Source organism: Buttiauxella sp. (assembly GCF_035271705.1).
Taxonomy (GTDB): Bacteria; Pseudomonadota; Gammaproteobacteria; order Enterobacterales; family Enterobacteriaceae; genus Buttiauxella.
Genome location: NZ_DATERI010000156.1, coordinates 1 through 20071 on the forward strand (window position 1 = coordinate 1; position 20071 = coordinate 20071).

At 53.6% G+C, this 20071-nt stretch carries 22 protein-coding genes and 1 pseudogene; 7 read left to right on the forward strand and 16 right to left on the reverse strand.

The genetic code is table 11. The annotated features are described in order from the left end of the window. Positions 1–140 precede the first annotated feature (140 nt). Together VJY99_RS14260 and VJY99_RS14265 are read right to left on the reverse strand one after the other, a co-directional pair. Positions 141–470 (reverse strand): type II toxin-antitoxin system RelE/ParE family toxin, encoded by a 330-nt coding sequence (locus tag VJY99_RS14260; RefSeq protein WP_324119582.1) that lies wholly within the window; start codon positions 468–470, stop codon positions 141–143. A gap of 215 nt (positions 471–685) precedes the next feature. Beyond that, positions 686–1114, reverse strand: a complete 429-nt coding sequence (locus VJY99_RS14265) for an OsmC family protein (protein WP_324119583.1) — start codon at positions 1112–1114, stop codon at positions 686–688. A 157-nt stretch (positions 1115–1271) separates the two neighbouring features. On the opposite strand from VJY99_RS14265, the gene VJY99_RS14270 reads away from it, so the two are divergent. From VJY99_RS14270 to VJY99_RS14280, 3 genes are read left to right on the forward strand one after another with little or no spacing between them, the layout of a single operon-like run. Then, positions 1272–1808 (forward strand): tetratricopeptide repeat protein, encoded by a 537-nt coding sequence (locus VJY99_RS14270; RefSeq protein ID WP_324119585.1) that lies wholly within the window; start codon positions 1272–1274, stop codon positions 1806–1808. Positions 1809–1835: 27 nt separating this feature from the next. Then, positions 1836–2336, forward strand: a complete 501-nt coding sequence (locus VJY99_RS14275) for an RNA polymerase sigma factor (protein WP_324119619.1) — start codon at positions 1836–1838, stop codon at positions 2334–2336. After that, a complete protein-coding gene (locus VJY99_RS14280; RefSeq protein WP_324119587.1) occupies positions 2333–3076 on the forward strand; it encodes an anti-sigma factor in 744 nt (247 codons plus the stop codon). Before VJY99_RS14275 ends, VJY99_RS14280 begins: the two co-directional genes overlap by 4 nt. A gap of 2 nt (positions 3077–3078) precedes the next feature. Here VJY99_RS14280 and VJY99_RS14285 read toward each other — a convergent pair whose 3' ends face one another. The 13 genes and pseudogenes from VJY99_RS14285 to entC all read right to left on the reverse strand — a co-directional run bounded on the left by VJY99_RS14285 (position 3079) and on the right by entC (position 14611). After that, complete coding sequence (locus tag VJY99_RS14285) at positions 3079–3468, reverse strand: type II toxin-antitoxin system VapC family toxin (protein WP_324119621.1); 390 nt, start codon at positions 3466–3468, stop codon at positions 3079–3081. Positions 3469–3470: 2 nt separating this feature from the next. Further along, the gene (locus VJY99_RS14290) at positions 3471–3734 is read right to left on the reverse strand and encodes an antitoxin (protein ID WP_324119589.1); all 264 of its coding nucleotides are present in this window, start codon (positions 3732–3734) and stop codon (positions 3471–3473) included. Positions 3735–4004: 270 nt separating this feature from the next. Further along, positions 4005–4286, reverse strand: a complete 282-nt coding sequence (gene ilvN, locus VJY99_RS14295) for an acetolactate synthase small subunit (RefSeq protein WP_324119591.1) — start codon at positions 4284–4286, stop codon at positions 4005–4007. Positions 4287–4289: 3 nt separating this feature from the next. After that, positions 4290–5978, reverse strand: a complete 1689-nt coding sequence (gene ilvB / locus VJY99_RS14300) for an acetolactate synthase large subunit (RefSeq protein WP_324119593.1) — start codon at positions 5976–5978, stop codon at positions 4290–4292. A gap of 110 nt (positions 5979–6088) precedes the next feature. Continuing rightward, positions 6089–6190: an ilvB operon leader peptide IvbL gene (ivbL, locus tag VJY99_RS14305; protein ID WP_324119595.1), complete on the reverse strand. Its 102-nt coding sequence runs from the start codon at positions 6188–6190 to the stop codon at positions 6089–6091. A gap of 128 nt (positions 6191–6318) precedes the next feature. Next, the gene (locus VJY99_RS14310; protein WP_324119597.1) at positions 6319–7341 is read right to left on the reverse strand and encodes a GTP-binding protein; all 1023 of its coding nucleotides are present in this window, start codon (positions 7339–7341) and stop codon (positions 6319–6321) included. Positions 7342–7356: 15 nt separating this feature from the next. Beyond that, complete coding sequence (locus VJY99_RS14315) at positions 7357–7554, reverse strand: YbdD/YjiX family protein (protein WP_034493861.1); 198 nt, start codon at positions 7552–7554, stop codon at positions 7357–7359. Between the two features lie 96 nt (positions 7555–7650). Then, a complete protein-coding gene (gene cstA, locus VJY99_RS14320) occupies positions 7651–9756 on the reverse strand; it encodes a pyruvate/proton symporter CstA (RefSeq protein WP_324119599.1) in 2106 nt (701 codons plus the stop codon). 236 nt (positions 9757–9992) lie between these two features. Beyond that, positions 9993–10178, reverse strand: a pseudogene (locus VJY99_RS14325) (hotdog fold thioesterase); the annotation flags it as partial. After that, a complete protein-coding gene (gene dhbA / locus VJY99_RS14330) occupies positions 10179–10931 on the reverse strand; it encodes a 2,3-dihydro-2,3-dihydroxybenzoate dehydrogenase (protein WP_414641600.1) in 753 nt (250 codons plus the stop codon). A 5-nt stretch (positions 10932–10936) separates the two neighbouring features. Next, the gene (locus VJY99_RS14335) at positions 10937–11788 is read right to left on the reverse strand and encodes an isochorismatase (RefSeq protein ID WP_324119603.1); all 852 of its coding nucleotides are present in this window, start codon (positions 11786–11788) and stop codon (positions 10937–10939) included. Between the two features lie 14 nt (positions 11789–11802). Continuing rightward, a complete protein-coding gene (locus VJY99_RS14340) occupies positions 11803–13419 on the reverse strand; it encodes a (2,3-dihydroxybenzoyl)adenylate synthase (RefSeq protein WP_324119605.1) in 1617 nt (538 codons plus the stop codon). A gap of 10 nt (positions 13420–13429) precedes the next feature. Beyond that, the gene (gene entC / locus VJY99_RS14345) at positions 13430–14611 is read right to left on the reverse strand and encodes an isochorismate synthase EntC (RefSeq protein ID WP_324119607.1); all 1182 of its coding nucleotides are present in this window, start codon (positions 14609–14611) and stop codon (positions 13430–13432) included. 216 nt (positions 14612–14827) lie between these two features. On the opposite strand from entC, the gene fepB reads away from it, so the two are divergent. Then, positions 14828–15772 (forward strand): Fe2+-enterobactin ABC transporter substrate-binding protein, encoded by a 945-nt coding sequence (gene fepB / locus VJY99_RS14350; protein WP_324119609.1) that lies wholly within the window; start codon positions 14828–14830, stop codon positions 15770–15772. Positions 15773–15894: 122 nt separating this feature from the next. Here the strand turns inward: fepB and entS are convergent, their stop codons facing one another. Next, complete coding sequence (gene entS, locus VJY99_RS14355; RefSeq protein ID WP_324119611.1) at positions 15895–17127, reverse strand: enterobactin transporter EntS; 1233 nt, start codon at positions 17125–17127, stop codon at positions 15895–15897. Between the two features lie 208 nt (positions 17128–17335). Here entS and fepD point away from each other — a divergent pair, with 208 nt between their 5' ends. From fepD to VJY99_RS14370, 3 genes are all read left to right on the forward strand, one after another. Next, a complete protein-coding gene (fepD, locus tag VJY99_RS14360; RefSeq protein WP_324119613.1) occupies positions 17336–18325 on the forward strand; it encodes a Fe(3+)-siderophore ABC transporter permease in 990 nt (329 codons plus the stop codon). Then, positions 18322–19314: an iron-enterobactin ABC transporter permease gene (gene fepG / locus VJY99_RS14365; RefSeq protein ID WP_324119615.1), complete on the forward strand. Its 993-nt coding sequence runs from the start codon at positions 18322–18324 to the stop codon at positions 19312–19314. The genes fepD and fepG overlap by 4 nt, the downstream gene beginning before the upstream one ends. Further along, a partial coding sequence (locus tag VJY99_RS14370) for an ATP-binding cassette domain-containing protein (RefSeq protein ID WP_324119617.1) occupies positions 19311–20071 on the forward strand: 761 nt, incomplete at its 3' end. The genes fepG and VJY99_RS14370, both read left to right, overlap by 4 nt.

The window sequence follows — 20071 nt, forward strand, 5'->3', positions numbered from 1 at the left end:
CTTCAACAAGGCAACGTAACGCCAGCAAGAAAAGTACCTCTCCATTTTCTTCATCCAGCCCCGCAAATGCCCCTTTCATATATTCAACGGCAAAAGCTGGATCTTCCTGAAGCATTTCAATGACTGTTTGGTCGAATTCGCTAAATTTCATTTTTCAACTCCTGATATTCTTGCCACCATGCAACAGCCTGCTCGATATCCGCTTGTTGTTTGCGTTTATCGCCACCGAGCAGAAGTAGGTAAGTATTTTTTCCTTCCAGGGCGTAATAGAGTCTGTAACCCGGTCCTTCATTTATCCGCATTTCCCACACGCCTTGCCTGCAGGGCTTATGGTCACCTGGGTTATTAAGCGCTAATTGGTTAATACGCCGGACAATTTTCATCTTTGCGTACGGGTTGCTTAATGCTTTTAACCACTCACGCAACGGTGCTTTACCGTTTTCCAGTTTGAAGTACTTAATGATATTCATCCTTGAAACCTCTCGATTGTAGCTTTTATGCCACACCAGTCAATGTGTTTATTTTGAGCACAATTATTTCGTGCCACAGCAGGCTAGCCCAGGGCTGAGGAATAGAGTGAGAGGTATTCGGGGTGATGCTTCAGCTTTGCGGCAAGCCTTCCAGCATGAAGATAAAAGGCGCAGCGCTGCCGCCGGGATTCACCGGAGACAGCGCTGGCTGAGCATTAATTGAGTTTGTAGTCGAGGGTGATTTCAGCTTTTAGTAGTTGCGAAACCGGACAACCGGCTTTGGCTTTCTGAATGATTTTGTCGAATTTATCGCTATCCGCATCTGGCACTTTGACGTTGCTGGTTAGCGCAATTTTGGTGATAGCAAAACCACCGTCGGTTTTATCCAGCGAGACATCAGCTGTCGTATCGATACTTTCCGCCGTGTAGCCTTCTTCGCCAAGCATTAGCGAAAGCGCCATCGAGAAACAGGCGGCGTGTGCCGCACCAATTAACTCCTCCGGATTGGTACCGGCAACACCTTCAAATCGCGTATTAAAACCATAGGGCTGTTCTTTTAACGCACCACTTTCGGTGGAAACAGTCCCTTTGCCGCGTTTAATGTCACCTTCCCAGTGAGCCTGCCCTTTCTTATGAATGGTCATGTAATCGCTCCTATTTTATTGACACGAACATCAAGTATAGAAGTTGAATACAGGCTTGCCCGGCAACTCAGAACAATCCTTCAGGTGATAAAAATAAAACGAATAAATTCACGGTCCCGAGTGTTTACTCCATACCGAACACCACGAGGGTACTATCATGAAACGTTTTTACCGTCAGGTCCTTCCCGCTGTTGTGACCAGTTTGCTGCTGTTTTCCGGCTACGCTCAGGCAATGGGAGGCAGCAACGACAACGAACCGACTCCTCCAACCTGCCCTAAAGGGCAAATTTATGACTCAAAAACCAAAACTTGCATGGTGGATAAAGGCGGCATGATTGGGGATGAATCCCGCACCGACTACGCGTATGCACTGGCAAAAGCGGGCCGCTACCAGGAAGCGCTGGATATGCTCAACACCCTGAAAGAGAAAAACACCGCCGAAGCGCTGAACTATCGCGGCTATGCCACCCGCAAACTGGGGCGTACTGACGAAGGGATCAGCTATTATTTAAAATCTGTCGCGCTGGATCCGAAATATCCCAAAGTTCGCGAGTATTTAGGAGAAGCGTACATGATCAAAAACCGTCCCGATCTCGCTCGTGAACAGCTCGCCGCCATCAAAACCTTATGTGGCACCGGCTGCGAAGAGTATCGCGATTTGTCCGCAGCCATCGATGGCCATCCCGAATCATAGCCGGAGGCGAAAATTAGTAGCGAAGCGATACGCCGCGATCTTGCACAATACCTTTCACGCCTGTGGCGCTATGGCCTGGTGCTCTCCCATCAGCGGGATATTGCCGATGATCTAGTGCAGGCAACCTGTGTGCGCGCCATTGAACGCGCTGCACAATTTGAGGCAGGCAGCAGGATGGATAGCTGGCTCTTTTCTATCCTGCACTCCATTTGGCTCAATGAGGTTCGGGCGCAGCTGATCCGTCGCGGGCAAGGTTTTGTGGATATCGACGAGCTCACAGGCAACGAAAGCTGCGACGATGCTATCTGGACAAACGACGTGATGAAACGAGTGGCTCGCTTACCCGAAGCCCAGCGTGACACGGTATTTCTGGTTTATGTGGAAGAATTGTCATATCGCGAGGCGGCTAAAATTCTCAATGTTCCCGTAGGAACCGTGATGAGCAGGCTCGCTACCGCACGGCTGACGTTGGCTCAGGACCGAGCACTTCAGCCTGATTCGCCATCTTTAAAAGGAGAAAGTTCATGACATTTACTGTCAATACTGATGAGCTGCTGGTGGCGTATCTGGACAATGAACTCAGCACAATGGAGCGCCGGGAGCTTGAAGAACGTCTTAATCATGATGAACATTTGGCTGAACGACTGGCGTTGTTAGAGCGTAGCAACCTGCCTTTCAAAACCGCTTTCGCCCCCCTGCTGGAAGCTGCACCGCAATCTCGCTTGCAGGCTTACCTCACTCCCGCAAAGGCTGTGGTATCCAGACGCCATCTCATTGCCGCTGCGGTCAGTTTTCTGGCACTGGGTGTGATGGGTGATCGTGCATTTATGCATTTCGCTCAACCAGAGGAAAACTGGCGCGCGTTGGTTGCGCAATATATGGCGTTATATACCCCAGAAACGCTGGTGGATACGCCTTCGACTGAGTCGCTAGAGAACCAACTGCATACCACTGGGCAGCAATTAGGTCTTGCGCTGACCAGCGTGAAAATCACGCTACCCGATGCAACGCTTAAGAATGCCCGGACGTTGGCTTATGACGATCGTCGTATTGCACAAATTACCTGGCTTGACTCGGCCAGTGGCCCATTAGCCCTGTGCATCACGGGAAACTCAGGCTCACCCATGGCCGCTCAAAATGAACAAAGGCTAGGGATGAACATTGTTTTTTGGGCCGATAAAACTCACCAGTTTATGGTGATTGGACATGGATCAATGGCACAGATAAACCAGATTGCACAACAGCTACAACGTGGCATAGGGGTGTAATGTTAGAGAGTCCAGTCCTCAACGGGTAAACTCCCGACCATGGCAAAGGCCCGGTCACTTGTCACCATCGTCGCATTTCGGCTCAGTGCGTGAGCGGCAATTAATTGATCAAACTGGCCCATCACTTTGCCTTGCTTTTCCATCGCCGCACGTAACTGCCCGTAGGTTTTTGCCGCCTCACTGTCCCATGGGTAAACGGATACTGTTTCCAAAAAACCCTGCACTGCCGCAGTTAATGGTTTGCTCTTGCGCTTAGCAACGCCATACAGCAACTCAGCTTCTGTAATACTGGATATACAGACTTCTACAGGCCGCGTTTGGGCAAGTTTTTCCATCACCTTAGGATGCTGGCGGAAAAGATAACTCACCGTGTTGGTATCCAGCATGTACATCATCAGTCCATCCCGGCAAAAGGATCTCGGCCTGCAATACCCTGGTTACGTTCGTGTTCATCAAGGAAGGTATCAGGCACTTTTGCTTTTTTCACTAAAGCAAAAACGTTATCCCATCCTTCTGGTTTAGCTGGGTTTTTTGAAAGAATCACGTTTCCATCCTTGTCTTTGCGGATATACACCCTGTCGGTATCAAACTCAAATTCCACCGGTAACCTCACCGCCTGGTTTCTGCCGTTTTTAAAAAGCTTTGCGACGCGTTCCATGGTAACTCCTGGTGCCAAATGGCCTATGCCATAGCATATGCCAAAGAAACACGTTCGCCAAGCTCACTTTTTATACGCACCACTTTTACGCAGGCCAATCTACCCTGGATTTACGCCGTCAGGTTGGCTTAATTTCGACCAGATTATTTTTTTGCGAGAAGCTTTCAGAATTTGAAAACAACAACGAGGAATTGCAGTAGGAAATGATGAATCACTCAAGGATGGAAGGTTAAACGGGGTGGCTAAAACACCTGCCCCCCGTTTTATGCGCTACTGTACCAACGCTGCAAGCTTGCCAAACACGCCCGCACCGTCTGCGTCGCGCCTGATTTGCACCACATCTTCAAGCTTGTCTATTTGGCTTATCATTTGCTCGAGGCGCTGGTCGTCTACGACTTGTAGCCAGATACGGCTCTGGTCGCCCTGTGGCAGCGGGAGACAGAGAATGCCTTCGACGTTAAAGGCGCGGCGGGCGAACAGGCCGCAAATGTGAGACATCACGCCCGGATGGTTGCTCACCGTAAGTTCCAGAATAACGGTTAATTGTTGCATGGCTTACTCTCCAATCATCTCAATGTTGGCAGCACCTGGCGGCACCATCGGGAATACTTTTTCACTGGCATCGATGCGCACGTGAATCAGGCAAGGACCAGGGCGTGAAATGGCTTCTTGCAGTGCCGCCTGCGGGTCTTGCGCGGCATTTAAATCACAGGTCGCGAGGCCAAAACCTTCGGCAATTTTCAGGAAGTTAGTTTGTCCGGAATAGGTCGCCGCAAAGACATTCTGCTGATAGAACAGCGTCTGTTGTTGGTGTACCAGCCCCAGCGCCTGGTTGTTCAGCAGGATAATTTTCACATCCAGATTATGATCGGCAGCAGTCGCCATTTCCTGGATGTTCATCATGATGCTGCCGTCGCCAGTAAAGCACAGCACTTTACGCTGCGGTTCAGCCAGTGCAGCACCTACCGCGGCAGGCAGACCAAAGCCCATGGTCCCCAGGCCACCAGAAGTCAGCCACTGGCGCGGTCTGTTCAGCGGATAAGCCTGGGCCACCCACATTTGGTGTTGCCCAACATCGGTGGTGATAATCGCTTCATCATCGACGCAAGCAGCCGCCGCGTTAATCAGGCCGTATGGGGTTAATGGGTTGTCTGCACCCGGCATATTGAACGGGAATTCTTGCTGCAAACCGGCGACTTGTTCCAGCCACTTCTGGCGGGGTTGGGCCTCGATTTTAGGCAGTAATTGTTCCAGCACTTCACCGACATCCGCGCGAATCGCCACATGCGCTTGCTTAATTTTGCCCAACTCAGCACGGTCGATATCCACGTGAATGATTTTTGCGTTCGGGCAGAATTCTTCGGTTTTGCCAATCGCGCGGTCATCAAAACGTGCACCCAGAACAATCAACAAATCTGCTTCCTGCAAAATGTAGTTGGTGCTGCGCGCACCATGCATCCCCAACATGCCCAACGATAACGGATGTTTCGCCGGAATGGTGCCGAGCGCCATCAGCGTCATCGTGGTTGGCAGGTGAGCTTTTTCAGCGAGTGCGCGAGCGTTGGCATGCGCATTGATAACTCCGCCGCCGAGATACAAAACCGGGCGCTGCGCCTGGTTAATCATCGCTGCGGCATCGGCAATTTGCTGTGCTTCAAACTGCGGCGCTGGAGTATGGGCGGAAACTGGCGGCAGTTCGCTGATATCGATTTCAGCGGTCTGCACGTCTTTTGGAATATCAATCCATACCGGTCCTGGGCGGCCAGATTCAGCAATGCGGAACGCATCGCAAATCACTTGTGGCAGTTCAGTAATATCGCGGACAAGGTAGTTGTGTTTGGTGATGGGGATGGAAATGCCGTAGGTGTCGACTTCCTGGAACGCATCGGTGCCAATCATCGATTTTGGTACCTGGCCGGTAATACACACCAGCGGGATGGAGTCGAGGCGTGCATCGGCGATTGCTGTGACCAGGTTGGTCGCCCCAGGACCGCTACAGGCAATACACACGGCGGCTTTGCCCTGCGTACGCGCCATTCCCTGCGCCATAAAGCCTGCGCCCTGTTCGTGACGCGCCAGAATATGGCGGATTTTTTGGCTTTGGCTGAGTGCGTTATAGAGCGGCAGGACGGTGCCACCGGGAATACCGCTGATGGTGGTAATGCCATGATGCTCAAGCATTTGCACAATTAACTGTGCGCCCGTAATACGGTGTGCTTGCGGTGGGTTTTCCGAAATTGCCATGCTCCAGTCCTTCTTCTCGTGCCGTTTCGCTCTTGGCCGGGGGACTAAAACAAGAAACCCCGCCCGGTTTGCGCCGGCGGGGTTTTGGAATCGATGCGTTGATTCAGACCCTACGGCGCATTGCCGACGACCACCACCACACGCACGACGACGACCACCGCGGCTGGTAGCGCGGTAAGTAGTAGGCCAGTGTTGCGAGTGAATGTAGTCATTTGGATCCTGAATAGTGTTAACGCGATTTAACGTCGAAATTTATACAACCACACTGCTTCGTTTCGTACAACAGCTTTATGCAGCATGAGTGTAAATCGTGGTTCACATCACATTCCTGTTTTCACACTTAAATCGTTGCTGCAGCAAACTCCTGGCGTAGTTCTTCAATGGGCAGATAGCGTCCAATAATCACTAAGCGTGAAATTCGCGATTCGCTCGGGAGCCACGCGGAACCGTAATCAAAGCCCACCACTTTATGGACACCTTGCACGATCAGGCGTTGCGGATGGCCATCAATCGCCAACACGCCCTTATAACGCAGCATGTCGTTGCCAAAACGCGCTATACAGCTTTCCATAAACGCACCAATCTTTTTCACATCCAGCAACCCGGCGTCAAAAACGTGAGCCTGAATGGCGTCATCCCAGGACTTTTTGGCCGTCGCTTTACGGAACGGTGTGAAACTGACGGGCGGGTCATCATGAGCACGAATCACGCGAAACCCTGATGCCAACTCAATATTGTCCGTGAGTTCAAACGCGTTCAGATCGAGCCACAATTCCGTCGGGCATTCACCGTTTACTATCTCAAAAATATCGGCTTTATTGTTAATGCGATGGATTCGCGCCAATGCCTGTTCTTTCGCTTCGTCATCGACACGGTCCGCTTTAGTCAGCAAAATTCTGTCGGCAAAACCAAGCTGGGACGCAGCGACTGCATGTTCGTCTAACTGGCGTGAGATATGCTCTGCATCTGCCAGCGCGATGACCGCATCAAGGCGCAACGCCTCACGTAAATGTTCATCAACAAAGAAAGTTTGGACGATAGGTGCAGGGTCAGCAAGCCCCGTAGTTTCGACAATCAATCGGTCAAATTTCAACTGACCCACTGCGCGTTTTTCCAGCATTTCTCTGAGTGCTGCGGTGAACTCCCCGCGCACACTACAACAGACACAGCCGTTACTTAACTCCACGACGCTGACGTTTTCACCGCCCCTGAGTAAGGCTCCATCGATATTGACGGCACCAAATTCATTTTCCAGAATGGCGACGGGTTCGCTGTCGTTATGGGCGAGAAAATAGTTGAGGAGTGTGGTTTTCCCGGAGCCGAGAAAGCCCGTTAACAGGGTGACTGATACCGCTTGATTCATGTCAAATTCCTTAGATTAGCAGCAGCGAGCGCCGCCTTTACCGCCGTATCGCGCATCCTGACGCTCGCGGAAAAACTCTTCATAAGTCATCGGCGTCTGTTCCGGATGAGTCAGACGGACGTGTTGCACATAGTTGTCGTAATCAGGGACGCCAACCATCAGTTTAGCGGCCTGGCCGAGATATTTTCCAGCTTTAGCGAGCGTGTCGAACATAGTAGCACCTGGATAAAATGGTGGATGACGCTTTGCTAATCCACCCTACAAATCCACATGTCGGGTGGATTTTGTAGGGTGGATAGCTGCTAGAAATCAGTGTGCACTTTTAGCTTCAGAAACAATAACATCCAGATCCTCAGGCATCTTCTGGTATGGCGTTTCTTTGACGGTTGGCAGGTTCGATTTTAGCGCTTGTCGCGCAGTTTTAATCGCAAACAAACCAATCACCACCACAACCACCATGAAGAAGACGGTTAGCCCAGCATCCAGACGGTTGTTAAACACCAACTGGGAAAGCTGCGACTCGGTGTATTGCGCAGGGATTTTGCCGCTGTCAATCATCGCCTGGAATTTATCAGCGATGGCCAGGAAGCCCACTTTCGCATTCGGACTGAACGCTTTTTGCCAGCCAGCAGTCAGAGTACAGATAAGCAACCACGAGGTTGGCAACAGTGTCACCCAGGCATATTTCTGTTTCTTCATCTTAAACAGCACGACAGTACACAGCATCAGCGCCATACCTGCCAGCATCTGGTTGGCAATACCAAACAGCGGCCACAAGGTATTGATACCGCCGAGTGGGTCGACAACCCCCTGGTGCAGGAAGTAACCCCATGCCAGCACGCAAAGCCCGGTCGCCAGCAAGTTGGCAGGCAGTGAATCAGTGCGTTTCAGGCTCGGAGAGATAACCCCCAGCAGGTCTTGCAGCATAAAGCGTGCCGCACGCGTCCCGGCGTCCACTGCTGTCAGAATAAACAGCGCTTCGAACAAGATAGCGAAGTGATACCAGAACGAGACATCCATCAGGCCGCCCAACGCGCCATGAAGAATGTACGCCATCCCCACTGCCAGCGTTGGTGCGCCACCCGCACGAGAAATAATGCTTTGCTCACCGACTTCTTTGGCAATATTGGTCAAGATGTCTGGGGTAATCTGGAAGCCCCAACTGCTGACCACACTTGCCGCAGACGCCACCACATCAGTGGTGCCAGCAGGTGCCAGTACCGCCATTGGGCTGTTCATCGCGAAGTACACGCCTGGGTCGATAACACAGGCAGCAACCAGCGCCATAATCGCCACAAACGATTCCATCAACATGCCACCGTAACCGATGAAGCACGCCTGGTTTTCGTTAGCCAGCATCTTCGGCGTGGTGCCAGAAGCTATCAGTGCGTGGAAGCCAGAAACGGCACCACAGGCGATGGTGATAAACAGGAACGGGAACATGTCGCCCGTCCAGACCGGGCCGGTGCCATCAATAAATTTGGTCAAAGAAGGCATTTGCAGCGTTGGACGCATGATCAAAATGCCAATCGCCAGGCCAATAATGGTCCCGATTTTCAGGAAGGTAGAGAGATAATCACGCGGTGCCAGCAGCAGCCAAACCGGTAATACTGCGGCGACAAAACCGTAACCCACCAGCATCCACGTCAGTTGCACGCCGGTATAGTCAAAGTACGGCGCCCAGGTTGGGCTTTCAGCCACCCAACCACCGGAGATGATCGCGAATATCAGCATCACCAGGCCAATAACCGAGACTTCACCAATACGGCCCGGGCGCAGATAACGAATGTACACACCCATAAACAGCGCCAGCGGAATAGTGAACGCCACGGTGTACGTTCCCCACGGGCTGTGGGTCAGCGCTTTCACGACGATCATCGCCAACACCGCCAGGATGATGACCATAATCATAAAACAGGCGACCAGAGCAATAATGCCCGCGGTGTTCCCCATCTCTTCTTTCACCAGTTCACCCAGTGAACGCCCGTCACGACGGGTTGAGACAAACAACACCATAAAATCTTGCACCGCACCGGCTAGCACCACCCCAGACAGCAGCCAGAGCATGCCGGGTAAGTAGCCCATTTGTGCAGCAAGCACCGGCCCAACGAGCGGCCCCGCCCCTGCAATTGCAGCAAAATGGTGACCGAACAATACTTTTTTGTCCGTCGGGACATAGTCCAGACCATCGTTATGGCGCACGGCTGGCGTCATACGAGTGGCATCAACGTTTAAGACGCTTTTAGCGATAAACAGACCGTAGTAACGATAAGCGATGAGGTAAACGCAGATTGCGGCAACCACAATCCACAATGCGTTTATCTGTTCGCCGCGATTTAGTGCGATATAGCCGAGCGCGAATGCACCGATAAGTGCAAGCACAGCCCAAATAAGGTGTTTCCCTGGATTATTCATAATTGTTTTCCATGTGTAGAGCCAGAGGACGTCGGTGTTACCGTTTTGTTCTATAGCAATTACGTGGATTTAACAATATTGAAACGTTGGAATACAGTGGTGTGACCAGGTCTTTACATCAGCTTGTTAAGGTGATCACTTTTGGGGTGAGAGAGGATGTCGAATAACGCTGCGCTTGCCCGGTCCGGGAGAGCGAAATATGGGGTGGATAATTGACATCCACCCCAAGGTTAACCCAACACCACCGATGCGCCGCTGTGCAGCAAACCAAAGGGCTGCCACGCGCGGTTATCGACTGGCATTTCGGCTTCCAGGCATTCGTCGTCCATGCGTGTATAGATAATGCCGAGATGCTCAACCAGGGTTCCCGCGCGGGTTTTATTTAACGCCTCGAGCGTAAGTTCTCTTTTCCAGATGCGCATTCAGGCGCCTAGCGTTGCGCCACCATCAATCACAATATCTTGCAACGTGATGTGGCTGGCGTGCGATGAAGCGAGGAACATAATCGTGCTGGCGATTTCCTGTGGGCGGGCAATTTTACCCAGCGGAATCCCCAGTTTGAATTGCTCCGGGAAACCCTTAATCCGTTGCTGTTCAGCATCCGGTGTTTTCCACAGCGTGCGCTGCATATCGGTGTCCGTCGAACCTGGCGACACCACATTACACCGCACGCCAAACGGCGCCAGTTCCAGGCCGACGGTCAACGCAAGGCTTTTCAGTGCCGCCTTTGAGGCACCATAAGCAGACATCCCGGTACGTGGCGTGTGTGCCGCGTCCGATGCGACGGTGACTATCGCCCCGCTACACTGCTCACGCAGACGCGGCATCACGGCACGAAACAGATTGAACGCACCGCCGACGTTGACCGCGAAAGTTTCTTGCCAGTCTTGCAACGCCAGGGTGTCGGTTGCACCCATGCGCAAAATCCCTGCGGCATTGACTAGCACATCCAATTGCGGCTTCTCGCTCAAAATACGCGCAGCTACACTCGCCACCTGGTCTGCATCCGCCACGTTAAGTTGTTCGGTGGCAAACGGGTAAACCTCCAGCGGGAACGCAAGATCAAAGCCGATAACCTCCGCGCCTGCTTCGCTAAACGCCAGCGCAGTGTGATAACCAATGCCTTTTCCCGCACCCGTTACCCAGACACGCTTTCCTATAAAGCCCGTATTCATACTTTTCATTCCCTTGACAGCAACGCCCACCAGGCGTCGATGGTCGGGTTTTTCGCCAACATGACGAAGTCGATATCCGCATGGATTTTGCGCCAGCGAGCAGCGAGCGCCATCATGCGCACGGAGTCGAGGCCGTAATCAATCAGGTTTTCGTCATCTTCAGGAATGTCAGATTCATCAAGCAGTGGCAACACCACGCTGCGTAATTGCTGTTTATTTTGCGGGGCAGATTCTGGCAGCAATTCACGAGTCATGACCACACGACCGGAACGACCCGCGGTGTATTTCAGCGCCATCAGATGCTCATCCCGGGTGAAATCTGCCAGCGCATCGGCCACCATAAACGGTTTGATGTCACGCATAAACGCATCAGTTGCGGTAGTCATGCAGCCGATGTGAGCGTATACGCCACAGATAATCAGCTGGTTACGGCCGGTCTCTTTTAAGGCTTGCTCTAACGGCGAGCGGATAAACGCGCTGTAGCGCCATTTGGTCAACACTGTGTCGTGTTCATCCGGGGCCAGTTCCGCCACCACTTTCTGCCGTGCTGGGTGTTTGTTTAAGCCCGGCCCCCACATGTCGTTTAACAGCGCGCGGTCTTCATCGCTTTGCGCGTTAGGCTGCGCGGTGTAATAGACCGGAATATTGTGGCGCTTACAGTATTCGCGCAGTGCGGCAATGTTGGCGATAACCTGCTGGATCATCGGGCAATCGTCACCCCAAAAATCGATGAAATACTCCTGCATATCATGAATCAGCAGCGCCGCACGCTCAGGCTCAAACGCCCAGTTCACTTTGTTTTCCGGGATGTCAGCCGCCGTCGGTAAGGTGTATGCATTCAGTTTTGGAATAGCCATAAATTCTCCGTCAATCAGGAAGCCAGTTGCTTATCAGCAATCAACTGGCGCAAACGTTTTTTGTCCACTTTGCCCACGGCGGTGAGCGGAAGGTGTTCAACAATTTCAATCCGGTCAGGCAGCTTGAAATCCGCAATCCCTAGCTCGCGTAAATAGCGGCGAATTTCCACGGCACGTAACGGACGGTTGCCGACAATAAACGCGCAGCTTTTCTCGCCCAGCAGGCTGTCTTCCATCGACACCAGCGCGGCATGGACGATCGCTTCGTGGCGCAACAACAGGTTTTCGATCTCTTCGGCGGCGATCTTTTCTCCACCACGATTGATCTGATCTTTCTCGCGCCCCTGAACCGTGATGTAACCGTCTTCGGCAATAGAAATCAGATCACCTGAACAGTAGAAACCGTTGGCATCAAAGGCCTGGGCGTTGTGTTCCGGGCTGCGGTAATAGCCACGGAAGGTATACGGCCCGCGCGTCATCAGGCGGCCAACTTCACCCTGTGGGAGTGGATTTCCGTCTGCATCAGCAACCCAAACTTCGTCGTCCGGGCACATCGGTTTGCCTTGTGTTTTAAAGATGTGGGAGTACGAATCGTCAAGGCGCGTGTAGTTAACCAACCCTTCTGCCATGCCAAATACTTGCTGTAACTGGCAGCCAATTTCAGCGGGAATACGTGCGGCGAGTGCTTCGCTCAAACGCGCGCCACCCACTTGCAACAGCTGTAGCGACTCCAGGGCCTGGTTGCTGCCCCACTCGCCAATCGCTTGTAGCCACAGGCTTACCGCCGGCGGCACAAGTGCGGTGACATTAATTTGATGGCGTTCGATTAGCGGGAAACACAGTGTGGCGCTCGGATCATTCGCCAGCACCACGCGACCGCCGCCGTAAAACACGCCCAGTGAACCCGGCGAACTCAGTGCGTAGTTATGCGCCGCAGGAATGGCGCACAAGAAGCGTGTGTGGCTATCAAAACGGCAGATTTCGACGCTGCGACGAATGCTGTAGTAGTAATCGTTATGCGTGCGGGGAATGAGTTTTGGCGTGCCGGTGCTGCCACCGGAAAGCTGGAAAAAGGCCACTTCATCAGCCGCCGATGGCGTGGCGACAAAGTTATCCTCTGGCTCATTAATCAATGCGCTTAGCGAACGTTCGCGGTCATTTTCATTAAGCAGAACCGCCATGCGTAGCGATGGGTTTTGTTGGCTCAGCGCATCAAGGAAATCGTCATGGGCAAACAAATTATGCTTGCGGTCAGCAATCACCACGACGGGCTCAATTTGCTTTGCGTAGGCTTCCATCTCGGTGCGTTGGTGGCTGAAAAGTGCGTTCACCGGAGCCACGCCAATTTTCAGCAACGCGAACAGCGTGATGTACAGTTCCGACACGTTGCCCAGTTGCACCAGTGCGGTTTCGCCGTTATTCAGACCGCGCTTTTTGAGTGCCGCCGCCAGGCGCGTTGCCGCCTGCTCGAGTTCGCGATAGCTAAAATGACGATCGCCGTCGACCAGCGCAATCGCGTCATTGTTTGCGTGGCGGCTGAGAATATCGGTTAGCGGCAAATCCGCCCAGTAACCTTTTTCGCGGTAGTGGGCAGCCAGTTCGTTCGGCCAGCGAGTAAAAGGAATGGTCATGGAATCGTCCTTAATTAAGCCCAAATACCTGGAGCATGGTGGAAAGTTTGACGCCAGTTTCACGCCATTCCGATTCCGGTGATGAAGCAGGCACGATGCCCGCACCCGCAAATAGGCGCACCAGATTTGCGCCTACGCGTGCGCAACGAATGGTCACCACCCACTCGCCGTTACCTTCGGCATCACACCAACCGACGATGCCGCCAAACAGTTCGCGGTCAAACGGTTCCAGTTCGGCAATTAATTTTTGCGCCACATCATGTGGGAAGCCGCTCAGTGCCGGCGTGGGATGCAGCAAGCAGGCGAGCGATAACGCATTGTCCTGGTGGTCTTTAACCTGGCCGTAAATCGGGGTGGCGAGGTGCCATAACGTCGGCGTAGTAATCAGTTCTGGCGTATCAGAGAGCGTCAAAGATTGGCAGTGCGGCTGCAAAACCGTTTGCATCGCCTGCGTCACCAGGCCGTGTTCGTGACGGTCTTTGGTGGAGCGCAACAGTTGTGCGCCAATGTCGCTATCACGCTGGATATTGTCTCTATCGCGACGTGCGGAACCGGCCAGCGGCAGCGAGCTGAAATTCTTGCCAGATTTGCGTAACAGCAATTCCGGGCTGGCACCCACCAACGAGCTGCCATCCGGCAACGGGACGTGAAAGTTGTAGCTCGTTGGGTTTTGGCTAATCAGGCGATTGAGCAGCCCGTCGAGATCAATCGGCGTTTGGGTTTCGATATCAATCAGGCGCGAGAGCACCACTTTGTCGAGATTCGGCTGCGCGGTTGCGGCGGCGGCCTGCGCCACCATTTCCATAAATTTGTCCTGTTCTGGAATCGCTTTACGCGCGGCAATGTTGAGCGGTTTCGCCGCAGCCATTTGGCGGGCATCAATCTGGCGTTGAGCGCGAGAAAACGGCTGCCAGCTTTCAGGTATAAACAACGCTGATGGTTGGCGGGGATCAAAGGGAATTGCACCGACCACAACCGGCTTTTCAATACCGTGCTTTTTGGCGTTTTCAAACGCTTCGCGCAACGTAGTTTGCAGGTGACTATGGGGATTTGCGCCATCAAACGCCGGGCTATCAAGGCGAGTGAAGCAGCCGCTTGTTGAAAAACTGCGATAGGGTGACATGAAGAAAAACTTATCCGCACAAGGTGTTAGCTTTTTTTCTTGTCGTTCCTCAGCCAGTAACGTTTCCATGAACTCTCCGTAAAAACATGACAAAAGATAGTAATAATGATTATCATTTGCTTTTCGGATTCGTAACCTAAAGAGAAAAGACAGCACTGTCAATAGTTGCTCAGTATTGTCGCATGGCGCTAATGCTTATCCGACCTACGCGAAACGGTTTTGTAGGGTGGATAAGCGCCAGCGCCATCCACCGCCATCAGGTAAATTTCAACAGGATGTCATTGAGTGAAAATCAGATTCTCCGCATTCATCTTTCTCTGCTTAAGCAGCCTCGCCCACGCCGCAGACTGGCCGCGAACCATCACCGACAGCCACGGCACACACACGCTGACACAGGCACCACAGCGCATTGTTTCCACCAGCGTGACATTAACCGGTTCGCTGTTGGCAATAGACGCGCCAGTCGTGGCAAGTGGTGCAACCACACCAGGCAACCGCATGGGCGATGCCCAGGGTTTCTTGCGCCAGTGGGGGGATGTGGCTAAAGCGCGGAATGTTCAGCGTTTATATATTGGCGAAGCCAATGCAGAAGCGGTGGCCGCACAAATGCCCGACCTGATTTTGATTAGCGCCACCGGTGGCGATTCCGCCCTCGCCCTTTATGACCAGCTTTCAGCCATCGCCCCAACGTTGGTCATCAATTATGACGATAAAAGCTGGCAGCAATTACTGACACAACTTGGCGAGGTAACCGGCCAAGAAGCACAAGCGGCCTCACGTATTGCCAGTTTTGATAAACAGTTGAACGAAGCCAAACAGCATATGACACTGCCGCCACAGCCGGTCACCGCGCTGGTTTACACGCCTGCATCGCACTCGGCTAACCTGTGGACGTCAGAATCCGCGCAGGGGAAATTGTTCCAGCAACTCGGTTTTACTTTGTCACCTTTGCCTACAGCGATTAATGCCAGCAAAAGCATGGGGAAACGTCACGACATTGTGCAGTTGGGTGGAGAAAATCTTGCCGCGGGTTTGAATGGTGAGAGCTTATTCCTGTTCGCAAGCGATCAGAAAGACGCAACGGCGCTGGAAACCAACCCGCTGCTTACGCATCTGCCAGCGGTGCAGAAAAAACACGTTTACGCGCTTGGCAGCGAAACCTTCCGTCTGGATTATTACAGCGCCACGCAGGTTCTGGAGCGCATGAGCCAGTTGTTTGCCAGCAAGTAACGCGCAGGAATAGGGTGGATGACGCCTTCGGTTTTCCCACCCTACGAAGGCATACAATATTCACCCGAGATTATCTTTTCGTCGGTCGGATAAGCGTTAGCGCCATCCGACATTGCCGACCGTTAAGCCGCAGCAGTAGGGTGATAGCGCCGTAATTGCACTAATACCACCGCCAGAACACCCCCGCACACCGTCAACGCCAGGCCGCTCGAACTCGCCGCCGCAACCGGCGTCATCGCCACCGTCATACTGCCTAAAATCGCAGCACCTATCGCATCGCCGGTCACGTTTTGCGCCGTCCATAAACCGTTAATGCGGCCTAACATACCGTCCGGTGTCAGCGTCTGAATTAAGGTGTATTGCAGCAACGAACTGATCGCACTGAGATAACCAAACAGCGCCAGGCAAGCCAGCCCTAACCCCCAAACTGGCATCAAGCTGAAAATGCCAATCGAGATAAACGAAACCATCCCGGCTACCAGCATAATCATGCCTGGACGTGCGTGATGGGCAATGCGCCCGCTGGTCAATGCACCAATGGCAGCCCCCAGCGGAACGGCGGCATACATCAGGCCGATTTGCCCAGCACTCATCTGCCAATGTCCGGCCAGTGCCGGATAAAGAACCCGCACCGCGCTCGCCATCGTCAGCAACGCGCCGACTAACGCAATGCCACCAATAATCGGGTTCCCCACCAGAAAACGTAACCCATTGAGCAACGAAAGCAGTGGGTTTTCACGCGCTTGCGGCGGCGGAGCCAACGTTGGCAAACTCAGCAACGGCAATAACGTCACGAAGGTTCCGACGGACGCCAGCGCGTAGTTCCACACCACGCCGCCTGAAGCCAGTAACAGCCCACCAAGCATCGGTGAAATCACGGATCCGAGGCGCACCGTCAGCATGGTAATCGCGCTCGCCTGCATCAAATTCTCACGCCCAACGAGCGCTGGAGTCGCCGCCAGCAGTGCCGTGACACCCAGCGCGCCAAAGAAACCATCCCACGCCCCGAGCAGATAAATAGCCACCAACGACGGTTCAGGCATTGCGGCGTTTATCGTCAGGCCAATAAACCCCACGCCACAGGTGGAACGGGCCAGCAAAATCAGACGGCGGCGTTCGTGCCGGTCAGCCAGCACACCGCCCATCATCAGGCCGATAAACATCGCGCTGCCTGTTAGCGTTACTGCAAGGCCAACCTGCAACGAGGAACCGGTCAGCGTTTGGATTTGTATCGGTACAGCAACGCCCAGTAACCCTAGCGACAAGATGGAGATAAAACGGGCAAAGAACACGGCGCGAAAAGCAGGATGGGTCTTGAGCAAACTCAGATTGAGCAAAAAAGAATTGCGGTTCATTACATGGCCTTAAAGCGAATTTTTCTTTCCAGGAGCGAGGCGGCTCATGCTAACATAAACAAATAAGAGTGATAATGATAATAACTATCATTTGATTTTACCTAAGTTTTGTCGGGTGGATAAGCACCGCGCCATCCACCGGTTTAATTTTGGCGGATGACGCAGCGCTTATCCGCCCTACGGCTACGAAGTGAAGGATATACAACGTATGTCACGCTGGTTCACCCTGCTGAGTTTGTTGTTTTTACTGCTTTTAATGGCAGTACTCAGTTTGTTATTAGGTGCCAAATCCCTCCCCGTTGAAGTGGTTATCGATGCACTCAGCGGCCAGTGCCAAAGTGCTGACTGCACCATCGTGCTAGAGGCACGTCTACCCCGCACACTGGCGGGTATTCTTGCCGGTGGCGCTCTCGGCCTTGCGGGCGCGCTGATGCAAACGCTGACGCGAAACCCCCTTGCCGACCCCGGCCTGCTTGGCGTCAATGCCGGAGCGAGTTTTGCCATTGTTGTGGGGGCCGCCGTGTGGAGCCTTTCGTCGCCGATAGCGCTGCTCGGGCTGGCATTTGCAGGCGCACTGTCTGCCGCACTGGTGGTGGCATTTACTGGAAGCCAGGGCGGTGGGCAGTTAAGCCCGGTGCGCTTAACGCTTGCAGGCGTGGCACTCGGTGCGGTGCTTGAAGGCTTGAGCAACGGCATCGCGCTGTTAAACCCGGTGGTCTATGACCAGTTACGTTTCTGGCAGGCTGGTTCACTGGATATTCGCACCCTCGCAACCTTGAAAATTATCGTGCTGCCGGTACTGACGGGCTGTGGGATTGCGCTATTACTCAGCCGTTCGCTAAACAGCCTGAGTATGGGCACCGACACCGCAACCGCATTGGGCAGTAAAGTGGCACGCACCCAATTGCTGGGTTTAGTCGCGATTACGTTGCTGTGTGGCAGTGCCACCGCCGCAGTGGGGCCGATTGCGTTTATCGGCCTGATGATGCCGCATCTGGCACGCTGGCTGGTGGGCGCTGACCACCGTTGGTCACTTCCCGCCACGCTGATTGCCACTCCCGCGCTGTTGCTTTTTGCCGACGTTATTGGCCGCTTACTGGTGCCCGGCGAGTTGCGTGTTTCGGTGGTGAGCGCGTTTATCGGTGCGCCAATGTTGATTTATCTGGTGCGCCGCAGCCGCAAAGGAGTCGGGCAATGATCTCCCTTTCCCCTCGCCTGTTAATCAGTTGCCTGAGTTTGTTGTTACTGAGCATCGCGCTCGGATTATGGAGTTTGGGCAGTGGCGTATTGCCGCTCTCAGCAAGCCGGGTTATCGACGCCCTGCTGGGTACAGCACCGCGTAATATCACTTTAGTGGTGGTCGAATGGCGTTTGCCGCGCGTGGTGATGGCACTGTTGATTGGTGCAGCCCTCGGTGTGAGCGGTGCTATCTTCCAGTCGCTAATGCGCAACCCGCTCGGCAGCCCTGATGTGATGGGCTTTAACACCGGAGCCTGGAGCGGCGTGCTAGTGGCGATGGTGCTGTTTGGTCAACATCAGACTGCGATTGCCGGTGCAGCCATGGCGGGGGGCGTTATCACCGCGCTGGTGGTGTGGTTGCTTGCCTGGCGTAACGGTATCGAAACCTTCCGCTTAATCATTATTGGTATCGGCGTTCGCGCCATGCTGGTGGCATTTAATACCTGGCTGTTACTGCACGCCTCACTGGAAACTGCAATCTCCGCCGGGCTTTGGAATGCCGGTTCGCTCAACGGTTTGACGTGGGCAAAAATCTCCCCTGCCGCACCGTTGATGGTGTTGGCACTGATCGCAGGTGCTTTACTGGTTCGCCGGATGCGGCTGCTGGAAATGGGCGATGATAGCGCCTGTGCGCTCGGCGTTTCGGTTGAGCGTTCGCGTCTGATGTTGATGTTAACCGGCGTGATTCTGACTGCCGCAGCGACAGCCCTTGCCGGGCCGATTTCATTTATCGCCCTCGTCGCCCCACACATTGCCCGCCGCTTAAGCGGCACCTCGCGCTGGAGTCTGCTGCAATCCGCCCTTTGCGGTGCCACGTTGCTACTGGCGGCCGACCTTTGCGCCCAACACCTGTTCATGCCGTATCAGTTGCCCGTCGGCGTGGTCACGGTCAGCCTCGGTGGCATCTATTTAATTGCGTTGTTGATTCAGGAGTCCCGTAAGAAATGAGTCAGATTTCCTCATCATCACGCCTACATGGCGAAAAACTGACGCTGGGATATGGCAAGCATGTGGTGGCTGATGGCTTGACCGTCGCGATCCCCGACGGGAAATTTACCGCGATTATCGGCCCCAACGGCTGTGGTAAATCTACCCTGCTGCGCACCCTAAGCCGCCTGATGAAACCGATGCAGGGCCAGGTCTGGTTAGACGGTAACGAAATCCATCGCTTCGCAACCAAAGAAGTGGCGCGACGCGTGGGATTGCTGGCACAAAACTCCAGCGCACCCGGTGATATTAGTGTGGCTGAACTGGTGGCGCGTGGGCGTTACCCGCATCAACCGATGTTTTCCCGTTGGCGGGAAGAAGACCGCCTGGCAGTAACACGGGCTTTAAAAGCGACCCACATCGAAGATTTAGCCGACCAGCCGGTCGATACGCTGTCAGGCGGCCAGCGGCAACGTGCATGGATTGCGATGGTGCTGGCGCAGGAAACATCCATTCTGTTGCTGGACGAGCCGACGACGTGGCTTGATATCAGCCACCAAATTGATTTACTGGAATTGTTGCGCGAGCTGAACCAAAAGCAAGGCTACACGCTGGCTGCCGTGCTGCATGATTTAAACCAGGCTTGCCGCTATGCGACCCATTTGATTGCGTTGCGTGACGGGAAAATTGTTGCCGAAGGCGCACCGGCAGAGATTGTCACACCGGAGCTTATCGAGGCGATTTATGGCCTGCGCTGTATGATTATTGAAGATCCGGT